11 protein-coding genes are annotated in these 14,787 nt (G+C 70.7%); 3 read left to right on the top strand and 8 right to left on the bottom strand.

Going from position 1 to position 14,787, the window contains the following annotated elements; all coding sequences use genetic code 11:
- Nucleotides 1–166: 166 nt before the first annotated feature.
- Complete coding sequence (locus tag WBN91_RS09790) at nt 167–1,555, bottom strand: PP2C family protein-serine/threonine phosphatase (RefSeq protein WP_337723437.1); 1,389 nt, start codon at nt 1,553–1,555, stop codon at nt 167–169.
- Nucleotides 1,556–1,651: 96 nt separating this feature from the next.
- Here WBN91_RS09790 and WBN91_RS09785 point away from each other — a divergent pair, with 96 nt between their 5' ends.
- The 3 genes from WBN91_RS09785 (at nt 1,652) to WBN91_RS09775 (ending at nt 7,319) form a co-directional block, all read left to right on the top strand.
- Complete coding sequence (locus WBN91_RS09785; protein WP_443217683.1) at nt 1,652–6,085, top strand: HAMP domain-containing protein; 4,434 nt, start codon at nt 1,652–1,654, stop codon at nt 6,083–6,085.
- 117 nt (nt 6,086–6,202) lie between these two features.
- Nucleotides 6,203–7,123: a WXG100 family type VII secretion target gene (locus WBN91_RS09780; protein WP_337723436.1), complete on the top strand. Its 921-nt coding sequence runs from the start codon at nt 6,203–6,205 to the stop codon at nt 7,121–7,123.
- A 55-nt stretch (nt 7,124–7,178) separates the two neighbouring features.
- Complete coding sequence (locus tag WBN91_RS09775; RefSeq protein WP_337723435.1) at nt 7,179–7,319, top strand: hypothetical protein; 141 nt, start codon at nt 7,179–7,181, stop codon at nt 7,317–7,319.
- 451 nt (nt 7,320–7,770) lie between these two features.
- Here the strand turns inward: WBN91_RS09775 and WBN91_RS09770 are convergent, their stop codons facing one another.
- The 7 genes from WBN91_RS09770 to WBN91_RS09740 form a co-directional block, all read right to left on the bottom strand.
- On the bottom strand, nt 7,771–8,145 hold the full coding sequence (locus WBN91_RS09770; RefSeq protein WP_337723434.1) for a response regulator: 375 nt from the start codon (nt 8,143–8,145) through the stop codon (nt 7,771–7,773).
- Nucleotides 8,142–9,215 carry a PAS domain-containing sensor histidine kinase gene (locus tag WBN91_RS09765; RefSeq protein ID WP_337723433.1) on the bottom strand — a complete coding sequence of 358 codons (1,074 nt, stop codon included), beginning with the start codon at nt 9,213–9,215 and terminating at the stop codon, nt 8,142–8,144. Before WBN91_RS09765 ends, WBN91_RS09770 begins: the two co-directional genes overlap by 4 nt.
- A 44-nt stretch (nt 9,216–9,259) precedes the next feature.
- A complete protein-coding gene (locus WBN91_RS09760) occupies nt 9,260–9,637 on the bottom strand; it encodes an ATP-binding protein (RefSeq protein WP_337723432.1) in 378 nt (125 codons plus the stop codon).
- A 78-nt stretch (nt 9,638–9,715) separates the two neighbouring features.
- Nucleotides 9,716–10,351: a response regulator transcription factor gene (locus WBN91_RS09755; RefSeq protein WP_337723431.1), complete on the bottom strand. Its 636-nt coding sequence runs from the start codon at nt 10,349–10,351 to the stop codon at nt 9,716–9,718.
- A 47-nt stretch (nt 10,352–10,398) separates the two neighbouring features.
- Nucleotides 10,399–11,832: a nickel/cobalt transporter gene (locus WBN91_RS09750; protein WP_337723430.1), complete on the bottom strand. Its 1,434-nt coding sequence runs from the start codon at nt 11,830–11,832 to the stop codon at nt 10,399–10,401.
- Nucleotides 11,829–13,094 carry a tetratricopeptide repeat protein gene (locus WBN91_RS09745; protein WP_337723429.1) on the bottom strand — a complete coding sequence of 422 codons (1,266 nt, stop codon included), beginning with the start codon at nt 13,092–13,094 and terminating at the stop codon, nt 11,829–11,831. The genes WBN91_RS09750 and WBN91_RS09745 overlap by 4 nt, the downstream gene beginning before the upstream one ends.
- A 67-nt stretch (nt 13,095–13,161) precedes the next feature.
- Nucleotides 13,162–14,742, bottom strand: a complete 1,581-nt coding sequence (locus WBN91_RS09740) for a DUF4331 domain-containing protein (RefSeq protein ID WP_337723428.1) — start codon at nt 14,740–14,742, stop codon at nt 13,162–13,164.
- Between the last annotated feature and the right edge of the window lie 45 nt (nt 14,743–14,787).

Genomic DNA, 14,787 nt, shown 5'->3' with positions numbered 1-14,787 from the left:
CTGCACCCCGGGAAATCTGTGGTAGCCCTTCGGGCAGGCCATACGGTGGGGGAACCGAGGCCCTCCACTTGTAGGTAGAAGAAAAGCCAAAGCTCGCTTCGCGCGCTGGGAAGTCGGCGGAAGCCGGCGGAAGTCCGGGGGGTGCTCGTGCCGAAAGTGGGGACGGTCAATCCTCCGCCTGCACGACCAGCATGGTGAGGTCGTCGTGCTCCGCCGCGCCCAGCCAGTCGAACACCACCCGCCGCACGTGCTCGGCCACCGCCGCCGCCGGCAGTCCCACGCACTCCGCCAGTGCCGCCTTCAGCCGGACATCGCCGAACAGGTCTTCCCGGTCGCCGTGGGCGCGGGCCTCGGTGACGCCGTCGCTGTAGATCAGCAGGGTTTCGCCCGGCGCCAGCGCGACCGTCGTCTGCTGGAACTTCACCTCCGGCAGCACGCCCACGATGCCGCCGTGCACGGCCACCTCGTCCACCCGCCCGCCGGAGCGCAGCACCAGCGGCGCGGGGTGTCCGCCGGCCGCCAGGGTCACCCGCAGCCCACCGGCCTGCACGGGCACGAGATTGCCCACCACCAGCGTCGTGAACAGCCGGCTGCCGGCCGCGCGCAGCGCCGAGTTCAGCAGGTACAGCAGTTGCGCGGGGCGCTGCTCGACCAGCAGCAGGGTGTGCAGGGACCGCCGCACCCGCCCGGCGTGCACGGCCGCCTCGAGCCCGTTGCCCGCCACGTCGCCGAGCACGAACGCGGCACTGCCGTCCTCGCGCGGGTGCACGTCGTAGAAGTCGCCGCCGACCAGGTTGCGTCGGTGCGCCGGCTCGTAGACGCGGGCGAGCCGGGTGCCGGTCATGGTGGGCAGCGGGCGCGGCAGCAGGTCGGCGCGCAGCGCCTCCACGGTCTGCTGCTGCTCGCTGAACCGGGTGCTCGCGTCGAGCGCCGCCGACGCGCGTTCGGCGAACCGCTCGAGCAGTTCCTGGTCCCGCGACCTGCCGAAGCTGACCAGGGCGCCGTGCCCGTCGAACGACACGGCGAGGCCGCCACCCGAGGGCCGACCCCACGGAGCATCACCCGGCTGGGTGATCTCGGCGTGTCGCGCGGACCCGTCCAGCACGTCCAGCAGCCCCGGCACGGTGCCCGCGATCTGCCGGGTCGTGCGCGCGACGGTCACACCCGAGCTGTCCCGCCGCCACCACTCCAGCCGCCCGCGTGCGCCCGGCACCACTACGACGGGGTGGTCGGACGGCGCCAGCTCGACCACGGTCCGCAGCGTCTCGTCACGGTCGGTCAGCACCGCGAGCCGCTGCGACGCCCGTTCCAAGAAGTCCTCGACACCCCGGTACCAGGCGGTCCAGCCGCCGCCCAGGTCCTGGGCACGGCCGTGCGGCGAGGCCGGCGCACCGGGCCGGGCCTCGGGGAACAGGACGGCGGCGAGCGGGTTGGCCAGGCGCACGACCCCTTCCGGGTCGAGCACCACCACGGCTTCGTGGAAGCCGTCGACGAGGCGGCGCCACGCGTCGAGGTCGAGGCCCGCGTCGGCGCCCTGCCGGTAGCCTTGGGCCATCGCGGCTCCTGTGTGTCGGGTCGTGCCCAACCTAGCGGACACGCCGCGTTCAACAGTGGCAGGCTTGGCGCACATCCGCAGACGTTGGAGGCCCTCGTGACGACCGCCCAGGACGACACGGACGTGACCCTGGCCCGACTGCTGTCCGCGATGCGGGAGATGCGGGACGGGAACTTCCGACGTCGGCTCGTGGTGCCCGACGGGCCGGCGAGCGAGCTGGCCGAGGTGTTCAACGAGATCGCCGAGCGCAACCAGTGGCTGGTCGGCGAGCTGGTGCGGGTGCGCCAGGCGGTGGGCCAGGAGGGCAGGCTGGGCGAGCGGCTCGCGCCCGGGGCCGGCCCGCAGGGCTGGGCGATGGCCTCCGACGCGGTCAACGGCCTGGTCGACGACCTGACCCGTCCGACCGCCGAGCTGAGCCGGGTGCTGGCGGCCGTGGCCGAGGGCGACCTGTCGCAGGAGATCACGGTCACCGCGCGCGGCGACGTCGCGACCCTGGTGGAGAGCTTCAACTCGATGACCGCGACCCTGCGCACGTTCGCGGGCGAGGTCACCCGCGTGGCGCGCGAGGTCGGCACCGAGGGCCGGCTGGGCGGCAAGGCGAACGTGCCGGGCGTGGCGGGCACGTGGCGCGACCTGACCGACTCGGTGAACTTCATGTCGGACAACCTCACCGCGCAGGTCCGCGACATCGCGCAGGTGGCGACGGCGGTGGCCCAGGGCGACCTGTCGCAGAAGATCACCGTCACGGTCGCGGGGGAGATGCTGGAGCTGAAGGACACCGTCAACACGATGGTGGACCAGCTGTCGTCGTTCGCCGACGAGGTCACGCGCGTGGCCCGCGAGGTCGGCACGGACGGCCGGCTCGGCGGTCAGGCGCAGGTCCCCGGCGTCGGCGGCACGTGGCGCGACTTGACCGACAACGTGAACTTCATGGCGAACAACCTGACGTCGCAGGTCCGCAACATCGCGCAGGTGGCGACGGCGGTGGCCCAAGGCGACCTGTCGCAGAAGATCACCGTCGACGCGCGCGGCGAGATCCTCGAACTCAAGGACACCATCAACACGATGGTGGACCAGCTGTCGTCGTTCGCCGACGAGGTCACCCGTGTGGCGCGCGAGGTCGGCACCGAGGGCCGCCTGGGCGGTCAGGCGCAGGTCCCCGGCGTCGCCGGCACGTGGCGCGACCTCACCGACTCGGTGAACTTCATGGCCGGCAACCTGACCAGCCAGGTCCGCAACATCGCCCAGGTCACCACGGCCGTCGCGCAGGGCGACCTGTCGCAGAAGATCGACGTCGACGCGCGCGGCGAGATCCTCCAGCTCAAGACCACGATCAACACGATGGTGGACCAGCTGTCGTCGTTCGCGGCCGAGGTGACCCGCGTGGCCCGCGAGGTCGGCAGCGACGGCCGTCTCGGTGGTCAGGCGCAGGTCCCCGGCGTCGCCGGCACGTGGCGCGACTTGACCGACTCGGTGAACTTCATGGCGGGCAACCTGACCGCCCAGGTCCGCAACATCGCGCAGGTCGCCACCGCCGTGGCGCGCGGCGACCTGTCGCAGAAGATCACCGTCAACGCGCGCGGGGAGATCCTGGAGCTGAAGGACACCGTCAACACGATGGTGGACCAGCTCTCGTCGTTCGCCGACGAAGTCACGCGTGTGGCTCGCGAGGTGGGCACGGACGGCCGTCTCGGCGGTCAGGCGCAGGTCCCCGGTGTCGCGGGCACCTGGCGGGACTTGACCGACTCGGTGAACTTCATGGCCAACAACCTCACCGCCCAGGTCCGCAACATCGCCCAGGTCACCACGGCGGTCGCGGGCGGCGACCTGTCGCAGAAGATCACCGTCGACGCGCGCGGCGAGATCCTCGAACTCAAGTCGACCATCAACACGATGGTCGACCAGCTGTCCGGCTTCGCCGACGAGGTCACGCGCGTCGCCCGTGAGGTCGGCACGGACGGCCGGCTCGGCGGTCAGGCCCGTGTGCCGGGCGTCGCAGGCACGTGGAAGGACCTGACGGACAACGTCAACGTCATGGCCGACAACCTGACCACCCAGGTGCGCAGCATCGCGGCGGTGGCGGCGGCGGTCGCGGGCGGCGACCTGTCCAAGAAGATCACCGTCGAGGCGAAGGGCGAGATCGCGGCCCTGGCCGACACGATCAACGGCATGGTGGACACGCTGCGCGCGTTCGCCGACGAGGTCACCCGCGTGTCCCGCGAGGTCGGCACCGAGGGCATCCTGGGCGGCCAGGCCCGCGTCCCGAACGTGGCCGGCACGTGGAAGGACCTCACCGACAACGTCAACTTCATGGCGAACAACCTGACCAACCAGGTCCGCAACATCGCCCAGGTCACCACCGCCGTGGCGCGCGGCGACCTGTCCAAGAAGATCGACGTCGACGCGCGCGGCGAGATCCTGGAGCTCAAGACCACGATCAACACGATGGTCGACCAGCTGTCTTCGTTCGCCGACGAGGTCACGCGCGTCGCCCGGGAGGTCGGCACCGAGGGCAAGCTCGGTGGTCAGGCCGAGGTCGAGGGCGTGTCCGGCACGTGGAAGCGGCTGACCGAGAACGTCAACGAGCTGGCCGGGAACCTGACCCGCCAGGTGCGTGCGATCGCCGTCGTGGCCACCGCCGTGACCGCGGGCGACCTGAGCCGCCAGATCACCGTGGACGCCTCCGGCGAGGTCGCCGACCTCAAGGACAACGTCAACCGGATGATCAGCAACCTGCGCGAGACCACCCGCGCCAACCAGGAGCAGGACTGGCTCAAGACCAACCTGGCCAGGCTCTCGGGCATGATGCAGGGCCACCGCGACCTGCACGCGATGGCGTCCCTGGTGATCAGCGAACTGGCCCCGCTGGTCTCCGCCCAGCACGGCGCGTTCTTCCTGGTAGACGGCGAGTCCGACGCGGTGGAGCTGACCGCCACCTACGCCTACCAGCCACGAGGCGGCAGGCCGACCCGGTTCGCCCGCGGCGAGTCGCTGATCGGCCAGGTGGCGGTGGAGAAGAAGACCGTGCTGGTGCGCGACGTCCCGCCGGGTTACCTGGAGATCGGCTCCGGCTTGGGCTCCGCGCCGCCGCTGAACCTGGTGATCCTGCCGGTGGTGTTCCAGGGCGAGACGCTCGGCGTGATCGAGCTGGGGTCGTTCAGCGAGTTCACGGAGGTCCATTTGGACCTGCTGGACCAGCTGAAGGAGAACATCGGCGTCAACGTCAACACCATGTTGGCCAACGCCCGCACCGACAGCCTGCTGGCCGAGTCGCAGCGCCTGACCGAGGAGCTGCGGGCCGGCTCGGTGGAGCTGGAGGCACGGGCGCGGCAGCTGTCGTCGGCGTCGAAGTACAAGTCGGAGTTCATGGCGAACATGTCGCACGAGCTGCGCACGCCGTTGAACTCACTGCTCATCCTGGCCAAACTGCTCGCCGACAACTTGGACGGCAACCTCAACCCGAAGCAAGTCGAGTTCGCGAAGACCATCCACTCGGCGGGCACGGACCTGTTGCAACTCATCGACGACATCCTGGACTTGACGAAGGTCGAATCCGGACACATGCAGGTCCAGACCGACCCGGTACGGGTGTCGGACGTGGTGAACTACGTAGAGGCGCTGACCCTGCCGCTTGCGGCGGAGAAGAGCCTGGAGTTCGAGGTCACCGTAGAAGCGGACGTGCCCTCCACCCTCCACACCGACGAACACCGTTTGCAGCAGATCCTGCGCAACCTGCTCTCCAACGCGGTGAAGTTCACCCACGACGGCGCAATTCGGTTGAGGATCAGGCTGGCCGACGGCGCAGTGGCCTTCGACGTGCAGGACACGGGCATCGGCATCCCGGCGGACAAGCTGTCGGTCATCTTCGAGGCCTTCCAACAGGCTGATGGAACGACGTCCCGCAAGTACGGCGGCACAGGCTTGGGCTTGTCCATCAGCCGAGAACTGGCCGCCCTCTTGGAGGGCCGCTTGGACGTGCGCAGCGAACCCGGCGTCGGCTCGACGTTCACCCTGTACCTGCCGTTGGGCGACCACAGCCTGGTCCCAACCCCGGTAGAACCGGAACTCCCCGAACTCCTGACCCCGGTAGAGGAACCAACGGCAATCACGTCGGCCCCTGATGACCTGCCGCCCGCGCCCATGCGCTTCCACGGCGAAAAGGTCCTGATCGTAGATGACGACCTGCGCAACGTCTTTGCTTTGACCAGCGTCCTGGAGCTGCACGGGTTGGAGGTGATCTACGCGGACAACGGGATCACGGGCGTCCGGGCACTGGAACAGTATGACGACGTGTCGCTGGTGCTGATGGACATCATGATGCCGGAATTGGACGGAAACGCGACGATCGCGGCCATCCGGGCGATGTCGCGGTATGCGGATTTGCCGGTGATCGCGGTGACGGCCAAGGCGATGAAGGGCGACCGCGAGAAGTCCCTGGCCTCAGGCGCCACGGACTACGTGACCAAGCCGGTGGACACCGAACACCTCCTCCGCCTGATCGCCTTCTACCTGGGCCTGGAACAGGACTGACGTCGTACGCCCTATCCAGGGTCAGCATGACCATGCGGCACCTACTCCCTCGGGGGTCGAGCGTTGGTGCCTGCCTCCACGTGCGCGGTGCCGTCCGGGGGAAAGTTCGCCGATCACGTGGCCCTCGTCGGCGTGCGCCGATATAGCAATGCCTGCAAGCTAGACATCGGATTGGGTGTCGCCGGAGTCGGGCTCGAAGCGCTGAGCTTCGTCGTCGACCCGTTGGGGTCCCTGCTGTCCGCCGGTGTTTCGTGGTTGATCGAACACGTCAAGCCGTTGTCCGATGCCTTGGACTGGCTGGCCGGCAACGCGGATGTCGTTGCTTCGCACGCCGCTACCTGGAAGAACGCGGCGAAGGCTGTGGCGGAGGTTCGGGACGACTACACGCGAGACGTAGCCGACGACACCGCCGGCTGGGTCGGGCAGGCCGGGGACGCCTACCGCGCCGTCGCCAAGAACAACGCCGAAGTCCTCGCCGGCGCGTCCACAGCCGCTGACGGGTTCGGTTCAGCCGTGGAGATGGCCGGAATCGTGGTCGCCGTCGTGCGGGAGGTCGTGCGCGACCTGACCGCCGACCTGGTCGGCCGCTTGATCTCGTGGGCCGCGGAGGTCGCGTTCACGCTCGGCCTCGCAACGCCCGTCGTGGTCGCGCAGGCATCCGCAGCGGTGGCGCGGTGGGGTGCGAAGATCGGCGACATCCTGAAGAAACTGGTGCGCACGATCAGCAAGCTGATCCCGTTGCTGCGCAAGCTCGGTGATGTGTTCGCCAAGGTCCGCAAGGTCCTGGACGACCTGAAGACCCCTGCCCGGTCGGGTGACGAGCTTCCTCGCCCAGGCCAAACCTGCGGCGCGCGGCCGGTCGATGACGGATCGCTGCGTGCCTACGACCGCATCGACCGCTGGTCGGAGAACGCCTACCAGTCGATCCGGGGTTCCGACGACGTCGACGATGTCGCGAGCCATGTCGCGGACGTACCCAGGGTCGGCGGAGGAACCGGGTTCACCCGCGCCGAGATCGAGCAGATCAAGAACCACTGAGACCGAAGCCGAGGCGCGCTACCGGTTCCACACCGACGGTGGAGCGGACCGGTACTTGGTCTTGGACAAGCGGGCCGAGGTCGTCAGCCCCGAAGACGGCAACCGCGACGGCGTGTTCCGCGCTGCGGCCACCAAGCTGGCGCGAACCTGGCTCAGCACCGGCACGGCCCCCGAGCGGCTGATCCACCAGAGCTGAAGCATTGGAGGCGCACGGTCGTTGCATGCCGTGGTGTTGCTGTGACTGCGGTACCCAGTGATCCAACCACCGCCACGCTCTTCACGGGCAGCCCGGCACCCCCTACGCGCGCCGCGCGCAGGTTTTTCAGGAAACTGCCGCACAGCACTTCTCTGCCCTCGCCCTTTCTTTTGCTTTGTGTCCATCCTCAGTGGTCTGCCCGCCGGCGGGCTCTATTGATCTTTGAACTTGCGTTTCGCTTCCTCAATCCACACGCTTCGCGGGTCTAAACGCAACGCGCTTCGCGCGCTCAAGATGAAAAGCGGGCCGGGAGACCGCCGATGGGGGTGAAGGGCGCGCGCTCCGCGTGCGAAGACGCGCTGTGCGCGCCAAAGCCAAACCCCGCCGAGTCACGGCTCGGCCCGACCCGTCGGATGCCGCCCGTCCCCGTCAGGCGCGGCTGTCCCCGCCGTCAGGTGCGGCCGACGCGGCGGACTGTGGCGACGATGTCGGCATTCGTTGCGCCCTTGACCAAGTACTCCAGGACTCCCGCACGGCGCATCTCGTCCACCGCCGCCCCGTCGACATGGGCCGAAAAGGCCATCAACCGGGTCGTTGGGCTCAGTCGCCGGATCTCGCGGGCGATGTGCATCCCGCCGCCGCCCGGCATTCGCACGTCGAGCACCGCGACATCAGGCGCATGTTGCTTGGCCAGGGTGATTGCGTCGGCAGCGGTTTGGGCCACCGCTACTACCGCCAGGTCTGGTTCGGCGGTCAGGACGTCGTGCAGGGCCTCGCCGATGAGGGTGTCGTCGTCGCAGATCAGCACTCGGAGTGGGGGCTTCACGGGTGCTCCGGGCGAGGGGTTGTGAAGGGGAGCCAGTAGCGGACCGACGTGCCGCCGCCTGGGCGGTCTCCGGCGGTCCACCAGCCGCCGGCGGTTTCGGCGCGTTCTCGCATTTCGATCATGCCGAAGTGTTCTGTGCCGGGCCTGCGGTGGCCGATCACGGCACCGCCTCGGCCGTTGTCGGAGACGTCTACCAGGGTGCCGTTGTCCACAGTGGATAGAGAGACTTCTACTGTGGACGCTCGGGCGTGCTTGCCTACGTTTGCCAGTGCTTCCTGGAAGATGCGGAAGATCGTGATCGCCGTGTCGCCTACGGGCTCGCGTTCCAGCAGGTCGTGCACGGTGTACGCCAAGCCCCAGCGTGGGACGATGTCGCCCAGGTAGCGCTCCAGGGCTCGGACCAGGCCCAGCTGGTCCAGTTCCGGCGGGCGTAGGCGGAACACCAGCAGGCGCAGGCGGTCGACGGTGTCTCGGACGGTGCCGTCGAGACGGTCCACAGCGGCCCGGTGTTCCTCGGGAAGGGCGGCGGACAGCAGTTGCAGGCGCATGCCCACGGCGACCATCGCCTGGATGGAGTCGTCGTGCACGTCCCACGCGATGCGTCGCCGCTCCAGTTCCTGCGCCTCGACCAGGTGGCTGACGAGCCTGTGCCGCTCCAGCAGCGCCTGTTCGGTCCGGCGGCGCTCGGTCATGTCGCGGGTGACCTTGCCGAAACCGCGCAGCTGCCCATCAGGGTCGAACAAGGCGGTGATCACGACGTTGGCCCAGAACCGGGTGCCGTCCGCGCGCAAGCGCCAACCCTCGTCCTCCAGCCGCCCGTCGGCGATGGCGGCCTCCAGCTCCCGGCCGGGCTTGTCGGTCGCGATGTCCTCGGGTGGGTAGAACACCGAGAAGTGCCTGCCCAGGATCTCCTCGGCGCGGTACCCCTTGATGCGCTCGGCACCCGCGTTCCAGCTCACGATGTGGCCGCCCGGATCGAGCATGAAGATGGCGTAGTCGATCACGCCCTCGACCAGCAGGCGGAACGCGGACTGGTCGAGGCGCTCGGGCCTGAGCGGCGATCCGGACATGGCGCCACTGTGCACCATCGGCGCCGACGACCGCCGCCGGGCCGCTAGCCCAGCTCGCACCACACGACCTTGCCGTGTGCCGACGGGGTGACGCCCCAGGTCCGGGACAGCCGCCTGATCAGCGGCAACCCCCACCCGCCGCGCACACCGGCGACCCGCTGACCCGGGTGCTCGGGGCTGCCGTCGGAGACCTCGACCCGCACTCGGCGGACCCCGCCGAGCAGCCGCAGCACGGCCGGACCGCGCGCGTGCCGTTCGGCGTTGGCGACCAGCTCGGACACGGCCAGCACGACGTCGTCGTGCGCGCCCGCGTAGTTCCACCGCTCCAACGTGCGCCGGGTGAACTCCCGGGCCAGCCCCGCACCACCAGGTCCCGCGGGCGGGCTGAACTCGGCCACCAGGCCCGCCACCGGCACGTCCACGCTGGCAGAGTGGACCACCAGGCCCCGGGCAGGCGAGACGCAGCCAGCCCACCACCGCTGGTGCAAACGCACCAGGCGCTAGTCGACCAGGCCCTCGCGGCGGGCGATGGTGACCGCTTCCAGCTTCGACCGGGCACCGAGCTTGTCCAGCACGCGCTGCACGTGGTTGCGGACGGTGTTGCGGGCGACGCCCAGGCGGGTGGCGATCTCGTTCGTGCTCGCGCCGTCGGCCAGCAGCGCCAAGGTCTCGCGCTCGCGCCCGGTCAGGGACGCGCCGGTCGCGGGCACCCGGCCGGTCAGGCGGTTGAGCACGCCGTTGAGCAGGGCGCCGTCGAACACCGCCTCGCCGTCGGCCACCCGCCGGACCGCGTCGGCCAGGTCCTCCAGCCGGGACGACTTGAGCACCAGGCCCGCGCCGCCGACCTCGGCCACCCGCGCGGCGACGGACGGGGTGGCCTCGCCGGTCAGGACCAGGACCCGGGCACCCAACGCGGCCAGCTCGCCGATGGCGGACGTGCCGTCGCCGTCGGGCAGTCTCCGGTCCAGCACCACGACATCGGGGCGGTGCTCGCGGGTCGCGGTGACGGCGCCGGCCACGGAGCGCGCGGTGGCGACCACGTCGAGCCCCGCGGTGTGCTGGAACGCCAGTCCGATCGCCTCGGCGACCATGTCGTGGTCCTCCACGAGGAGTACGCGGATCGGGTGGGGCGGCATGGGGCTTCGCGGCCTCCGAACTGGTGGCGGAACACCAGCGTAGAGGGTCAGCCGAGCACCGACCGCACGGCCAGCCCCGCGCCGACGACGAGTACCAGGCCCGCGGTCAGGGCGGGCAGCGCGCCGAACCGGTCGCGCAGCCGTTCGACGGCCGCGAGGCGGTCGCGCAGGCGCACCAGCAGCAGGCCGACGGCGGTCAGCGTCGCGGCCATGCCCACGCCGTAGCCGAGGACGAGCACCACGCCGAACCACGTCCGCCCCAGCGCCGCCGCGCCGAGCAACACGACCAGGGCGGACGGGCTCGGCACCAGCCCACCGGCGATCCCCATGCCCACCAAGCCGCCCCGACCCAGCCGATAGCCGTGCCCGTGCGAATGCCCGTGACCGTGCGAGTGCCCGTGACCGTGCGAGTGGCCGTGCCCGTGCGAGTGGCCGTGACCGTGACCGTGACCGTGGGGATGTCCGTGGCCGTGGCCGGTGCTTACCAGTTCACGCCTTCGATTAAGGGCCGAGCGCAGCAACCCGGCTCCGATCCCGGCCACCACCAACCCGCTCACCACGCCGAGCCACCGCAGCACCTCGTCACCGGCGAACGCCCCGGCCGCGCTCACCACCAACCCCAGCACCAGCACCCCGGCCGTGTGCGTCAGGGTGACCGTCGCCCCGACGACCACCGCGTCGCGCGGCGTCCCCTCCCGCCCCGCCAGGTACGCCGCGATCACCGTCTTCCCGTGCCCCGGCAGGGCCGCGTGCGAAGCGCCCAGGACCAGGGACAGCAGCACGGCCAGCGCGCCCACCCACGGCGTCAGGTCCCGGCTGCCCGCGAACGACGTGAACGCCGTCGTGGCCCGGGTCAGCAGCGACGTGCCGCGGGCCGGGGCAGCGGCGGCTGCGGACTCGCCCACGCCCGGCCGGACCCGCAGCGTCACCGAGCGGACGTCCAACGGGTCCGACAGCAGGTCCTCGGGGTAGCTCCGCAGTTCGCCGGTCACGCTCACCGCCGGCACCGGCGGGTCGACCAGCGCCACCCCGTCGCCCACGGCGGTCATCTCGCGCCACCCGATCCGGTCCGCCCGGTACCCGTCGCGCACCACGACCATCTCCCCGGACGTGCCCGCCTCGACCTCGCAAGTCAGCCGGGTCGTGGGCAACCCGGCCTCACCGAGGGGGAACTCGACCGCGCTGGACCGCACCACCCCGGCCACCGCCCGCCCGTCCACCTCCACGACCACCGAACCGGCCAGCGCGGCGCACTCCCGCCCGGCATAACCATCCACTTCGGACGGACGTTCCTGGAGTGTGGGGATCTCCGCGGTGTCCACCACCGCCCGCACCATCACGCGGTCGGGTGACACGGTGATCCCGTGGTAGTGGTTGACGGTGAAGTTGCCCAACGGGTGCGCCGCCGCCGTCCCCACACCGCCGAGCAGCACGCCGAGCAGCACGCCCAGCCCGAGCACCGCCGCGACCAGCCACCTCACCGCAACCCCGCCAGGGTCGCCCGAGCCGAGCCGGCGTCGGGGAAGTGCGGGTTGATGCGCGACGCCTCATCCAGCACGTCCGCCGCCTCGGGCCGGCCCAACGCGGCCAGGATCGTGCCCCGGTGGAACGCGAACACCGCGTTGCGCCACCCCGGAGCCGCCGCGCGCGTGGCGAACTCCAAGGCCTCCGCGTCCCGCCCGTTCAAGTGCAGCGCCCACGCCACAGCGTCGGCCACCAGCGCGTGCTGCCGCCGGCCCCACTCCGCCTCGGCCAGCCGCAAGGCGGTGGCCGCGTCACCCCGGTCCGCCGCGGCCACGGACGCGGCGAGGTCGTCCGACCCGCCCGACGCCGCCAGCAACGCGAACTGCCGGTCCAGCACGGAGAACTGCTGCGCGGCCTCGTCGCCGCGCCCGGCCCGGCGCAGCAGCACCGCGTACTCGTGCAGGAACTGGGGCAGGGGCGCACGCGCGACGAGGTCCCGATAACCCCCGATCGCCTCGTCGATCCGTCCACGAGCAGCGGCGACCTTCGCCTTGCCCTGCAACAACATCACGTCCCGGGGGTCGACCAGCAGCCCCTGCTCGTACTGCGCCTCCGCGTCGTCCAGCCGGCCGTTGTCGAAGGCCAGCTCACCCAGGTGGTACCGGCAGAACACCACTTCGGCGGGCACCACGGCCGCCTCCAAAGCCCGCTCCAGCGCCGACCGGGCGCCCTCGACGTCGCCGCGCTGCTCCAAGTCGTACGCGGCCCGGGTGAACGACGGCACGCCGGGTTCCAGGTCCAGCATCCGCTGCACGGTCGCGGTCGCCTCCACCCCGAGCTGGGTCTGCGCGTCGGCCAGCACCCCGTACACCTCGGCGGTGTCGGGCAGCACGGTCGCCGCGCGTTGTGCCAGGTCGCGGGCGGCGGCGAAGTCGTGGCGGGCGTTGGCGAGCGCGCCCAGGCCGACCAGCGCCCAGCCGTTGTCGGGGTGGTGCTTGAGCGATTCGTCCAGCGCGCCCAGGGCCTTGGTGTAGTAGGAGGGGTCGCCGGTCACGCGGGCCTGCTCGACGTACGCGGTGCCCAGCGACGCCCACGTGCGGGCGTCGGACGGTGTGCGGCGCAGCTTGTCCCGGGCGGCGGAGATGGTGCGGTGCAGGGCGGACTCGACCGCGGCCGGCGCGGGCGGCGGGTTGGCGTCCGGTGTGGACAGCGCGGACACGGCGGTGACCAGGAGAGCGATCCCGCCGACGATGGCCGTGACGGCGACGAGCCGGATCATGCGGAAGACCTCCGGGGAGAAGGGGGACCCGGCGGGGAGGTGCGCGTCCCCGCCGGGCGTGCGCGGACTACTCGGTCGGGGAGGCGGTCTGCCGGGCGCGGTTCCGGAACACCCAGAAACCCGCGCCGATCAGCAGGACCGCGAGCAGTCCGCCCCACAGCGGAGCGGTCGGCATCGACCCGCCCGCTGTCGGCTTGATCGCCACCGCGTCGCCACCGGCGTTGACCGCGGTGTTGTTCGGCAGCGCCACGTACGGGAACTGCTTGCCGAACGCGTTCTCGTTGGCGTCCACCTTGTCGCCGGCCGCCAGCCCCTCGACGACCCCGTTGACCGCCGCGCCCTCCAGCGCCTGCAACCCGATGTCCACCACGTCGTCGGTCAGCCGCCGGCCGTTGGGGAAGCCCTGGTTGTCCTTGGCCAGCACGCCCAGCCGGTTCTGGTCGCCCGACACCGCGACACCCATGTTCAGCCGCAGCTGCTCGGAGGGCACGAACCGCTTCGGGTTCACGTCGGCGTTGTTGAGCTGCGAGTTCAGGTCGGCCTTGATGGGACCGCCGAGCTTGGTGGTGATGCCGGTCAGGAAGATCTCCACCAGGTCGTCCCGCTTGCCCTTGGGCGCGGGGATCTTGTAGATCTGCTCGACCAGTTGCGGCAGCTCGGGCGTGGTGACCCGGTCCACCAGCTCCTTGACCTTGGCGTCCTGGTCGGGCGTGAGCGAGTTGAACGCGTCCTTCAGCGCCGCCGGCACCACGACCTCGTTGACCAGCGGGTTGCCCAGCCGCGACACCTGCACCCAGTCGCCGTGCGCCCGGTAGCGGCCGGGGCTCAGCTCCATCGACCGGCGCTCGGTGTCGCCCCACACCCCGATCACGGGGTTGCGCTTGGCGTCGCCCTTGAGCGCCAACCAGTTCTTGGGCACCTGCAAGGCGATGGTGTTGGCGTTGTACCCGCGCAGCGTGTCCTGGCCGACCTCGGACAGGTCCGCCCCGTACAGCAGGTCGAACACCCGCAGGTCCAGGAAGAACGGGTCGTCGGCCTGCCCGACGAACGCCCGCGCCCCGCCGGGCACAGCGGTGATCGCCTGGTCGCGCAGCACGCCGTAGTCCGGCATGGACTTCGGCCCGGTGTTGGACGGCGCGACCTTGCCGCGCTGCACCAGCTTCTTGGCGTTGCCGCGCTCGTCGACGACTTCGAGCGTGTAGTACTGGCGGAACAGCAGGTTCTCGTCGTCGAGCGTGGTGACGACGCCGTTGTTGTAGAGGAAGGTCGACTTCCCGCGCTTGTCCTCGGTCTGGAAGGTGAACCGGTAGGTGAGGTCGGCCTTGGCGTCACCGTCGTTGTCGACGTTGATGTCGTAGCGGGCGTCGGTCGCGAACGGGTAGAAGTTCGGGCCGCCGTTGGGCTCGGAGAACGGCGCGAAGTTCGCGATCAGCGTGACGGTGTCCTGGTGGTCGGGGCTGACGAACGCGTAGACGTCGGTGTTGTCGACCGCCGGGTCGCCGGCGATCAGCGGCGCCTCCCGGTGGCTCGACGCGCCCGCCGGACTCGGCGCGCCGACCAGGCCGGCGGCGGTGGCCGCGACGCCGACCACGGCGAGCGCGGCGGTCGCGCGCGTCGTTCGGCGCCTGGTGAGCGGTGTGGAGGACATGCTCGATCCCTTTCCTCGGCGAGCGTGCGGACACTTGGCTGTTCG

This window comes from Saccharothrix sp. CCNWYY140 (assembly GCF_037401995.1).
GTDB lineage: Bacteria > Actinomycetota > Actinomycetes > Mycobacteriales > Pseudonocardiaceae > Actinosynnema.
The sequence above is the reverse complement of the archived record's forward strand: the minus strand, read 5'-3'. Positions and strand labels throughout refer to the sequence as shown.

Bases quoted from the DNA above. Each gene is read 5' to 3' on its own strand.
- WBN91_RS09790 (WP_337723437.1), bottom strand. From the start codon at position 1,555: ATGGCCCAAGGCTACCGGCAGGGCGCCGACGCGGGCCTCGACCTCGAC.
- WBN91_RS09765 (WP_337723433.1), bottom strand. From the start codon at position 9,215: ATGTCCGGATCGCCGCTCAGGCCCGAGCGCCTCGACCAGTCCGCGTTC.
- WBN91_RS09755 (WP_337723431.1), bottom strand. From the start codon at position 10,351: ATGCCGCCCCACCCGATCCGCGTACTCCTCGTGGAGGACCACGACATG.
- WBN91_RS09745 (WP_337723429.1), bottom strand. From the start codon at position 13,094: ATGATCCGGCTCGTCGCCGTCACGGCCATCGTCGGCGGGATCGCTCTC.
- WBN91_RS09740 (WP_337723428.1), bottom strand. From the start codon at position 14,742: ATGTCCTCCACACCGCTCACCAGGCGCCGAACGACGCGCGCGACCGCC.